At 58.0% G+C, this 2,165-nt stretch carries 4 protein-coding genes and 1 pseudogene; 1 reads left to right on the top strand and 4 read right to left on the bottom strand.

What is annotated here, in order from left to right:
• Positions 1-174: 174 nt before the first annotated feature.
• Genes secB through ADADOO_RS13170 form a run of 4 tightly spaced genes read right to left on the bottom strand, consistent with a single transcriptional unit; the run spans position 175 to position 1,674 of the window.
• Positions 175-639 (bottom strand): protein-export chaperone SecB, encoded by a 465-nt coding sequence (gene secB, locus ADADOO_RS13185; protein ID WP_511277963.1) that lies wholly within the window; start codon positions 637-639, stop codon positions 175-177.
• Between the two features lie 31 nt (positions 640-670).
• On the bottom strand, positions 671-931 hold the full coding sequence (gene grxC / locus ADADOO_RS13180; protein ID WP_511277962.1) for a glutaredoxin 3: 261 nt from the start codon (positions 929-931) through the stop codon (positions 671-673).
• Positions 928-1,347: a rhodanese-like domain-containing protein gene (locus tag ADADOO_RS13175; RefSeq protein WP_511277961.1), complete on the bottom strand. Its 420-nt coding sequence runs from the start codon at positions 1,345-1,347 to the stop codon at positions 928-930. Before ADADOO_RS13175 ends, grxC begins: the two co-directional genes overlap by 4 nt.
• 9 nt (positions 1,348-1,356) lie before the next feature.
• A complete protein-coding gene (locus tag ADADOO_RS13170) occupies positions 1,357-1,674 on the bottom strand; it encodes an ArsR/SmtB family transcription factor (protein WP_511277960.1) in 318 nt (105 codons plus the stop codon).
• Between the two features lie 75 nt (positions 1,675-1,749).
• Between ADADOO_RS13170 and ADADOO_RS13165 the strand changes: the two are divergent.
• A pseudogene (locus tag ADADOO_RS13165) lies at positions 1,750-2,165 on the top strand (peptidase M23); the annotation flags it as partial.

The following is a 2,165-nucleotide window of genomic DNA, read 5'->3' as shown; positions in this document are numbered from 1 at the left end:
ACCTCGACCGGCGTCTGCGCCTTGATCAGGTAGAGCTTCTTGCCCTGCAGCGACGGCGCATCGAACAGGATGGCCGCCGGCACACTGACCGAGCGGTAGTCGATGGCCAGCGCTGCTCCGGCAGCGCTGATCAGCGACAGGGCGACAAGCGCACGACGCCACATGGCAGGCACCTTACTGGATCGACACTTCAGCCGGCGCGCCCGACTGCTCCTGCTGCTGCAGACGCTGCATGTACATCCCTTCGAAGTTGACCGGCTGCAGCACGATGGGCTGGAAGCCGGCACGGCTGACCGAGTCGGAAACCGCTTCGCGGGCATAGGGGAAAAGGATGTTCGGGCAGGCGACAGCAATCAGCGGCTCGATCTGGTCTTCCGGCACGTTCTGGATGCGGAAGATACCGGCTTGGCCAACTTCAACCAGGAAAACCGTCTTGTCACCCATCTTGGCGGTAACGGTGACCGTCAGCACGACTTCGTAGACGCTGTCGCCGACGGTCCGGCCACCGGTATTGAGCTGGATCTCGACTTGCGGTTGTTCGCGTTCGAGAAAGATTTCCGGCGCATTCGGCACTTCGACCGACAGATCCTTGACGTAGAGTTTTTCAATACCGAAGACGGGTTGAGCGTTTTGTTCCATGGTTTTCTTTCAAAAGTTATATCGGTTCAGGTTAGCCTTCGAGCAGCGGCTTCAACTGGCCGGAGGCATCGAGTGCATAGAGATCGTCACAGCCACCGACGTGGGTTTCGCCGATGAAGATTTGCGGTACGGTACGGCGCTGGGTTTTCTGCATCATTTCATCGCGACGTTCCGGATCGAGATCGACGCGAACCTCTTCGATCTGCTCGACACCTCTCGCCTTGAGCAGTTGCTTGGCGCGAATGCAATAGGGGCAAACCGCCGTCGTGTACATCAGGACGTAAGCACTCATTTGCGCTGGGCACCCTTTTTAATCGGATAGCCGGCGCCCACCCAGGCGTCAACGCCGCCCGACAGGTTGTACAGCTTCTCGAAACCCTGCTTCTTGAGCTCGCCACAGGCCTTGTTCGAGCGCATGCCGGAGGCACAGCAGACGATGATCGGCTTGTCCTTGAACTTGTCCAGTTCGCCGATACGCTCGGCCAGGGCGCTGGTCGGAATATTCTTCGCTTCCGGCAAATGCCCGGCAGCGTACTCGGCAGCTTCACGGACATCGAGAATGTGCGCATCTTCACGATTGATCAGCTGCGTTGCCTCGACCGGCCCGACGCTATTGCCCGAAGGGCGCACCAGCATCGGCCAGAGGAGGGAAAGGCCACTGACCGCGACCAACGAAACCAGCAAGATATTCTGGTTGATAAATTCCATCGGTATCATTTAAACCCCTGTCCCGCAAAAAACTTCGCGCATCATGCTGACCAGTTGCAGCGTGCGCTGATCGCCAACCCGGTAGAAAACGCGATTGGCGTCCTTGCGGCTAACCAGCACACCTTTTTCACGCAGAATGGCCAGATGCTGGGAAATATTGCTCTGCGAGGTGCCCACCGCCTCAACGATATCCTGCACACACGCCTCCTGTTCGCCAAGCACGCAAAGGATTTTCAGGCGTAGCGGGTGGGCAATGGATTTCAGCGCACGGGCGGCCAGCTCGATGTGCTCCTGCTTGTCGATCAAACTGAAGGGTGGCGTTTCCAAGATAAAACCTCGTGTCGATGAATGGCGCATTATAAAATAGCGTTTTACGTTTCGCTTAATCGAAATCAATCCGCGATGACCTTTGGACACCCCCGGCCCGGCCAGCGCGGACCTCAGCTCTCCGGTAAAAGGCTGGCAGCGGCACTGATTGCCGCTGTTTTCATGGGCGCGGTACCAGCCGGAGCCAAGCCCCCCGCGACCGATAAAAAACCGGCACTGGTTGTCGCCGCGCCCGATATTGCCGAAAAACAGGCCGATTTGGGCGAGTTGCGCAGCCGCATCGAAGGGTTGCGCAAGGAATTATCGAGCAGCGAAGAGAGCAAAGCCGATGCCGGCGACCATCTGCGCGAATCCGACCGCCAGATTTCGCGCCTGCAACGCGAACTACACGAATTGAACGATTCCCGCGGTCAACTGGAAAAAAAGCTCAAAAATCTCGAGCAACAATCGCAGGAACTCGGCATCACGCTCGGCCAGCAACAGGCTCAACT

It is taken from the genome of Azonexus sp., assembly GCF_036170495.1.
GTDB lineage: Bacteria > Pseudomonadota > Gammaproteobacteria > Burkholderiales > Rhodocyclaceae > Azonexus.
The sequence above is the reverse complement of the archived record's forward strand: the minus strand, read 5'-3'. Positions and strand labels throughout refer to the sequence as shown.

Coding starts and splice junctions, on each gene's coding strand:
- secB (WP_511277963.1), bottom strand. CDS start 639: ATGGAACAAAACGCTCAACCCGTCTTCGGTATTGAAAAACTCTACGTC.
- grxC (WP_511277962.1), bottom strand. CDS start 931: ATGAGTGCTTACGTCCTGATGTACACGACGGCGGTTTGCCCCTATTGC.
- ADADOO_RS13175 (WP_511277961.1), bottom strand. CDS start 1,347: ATGGAATTTATCAACCAGAATATCTTGCTGGTTTCGTTGGTCGCGGTC.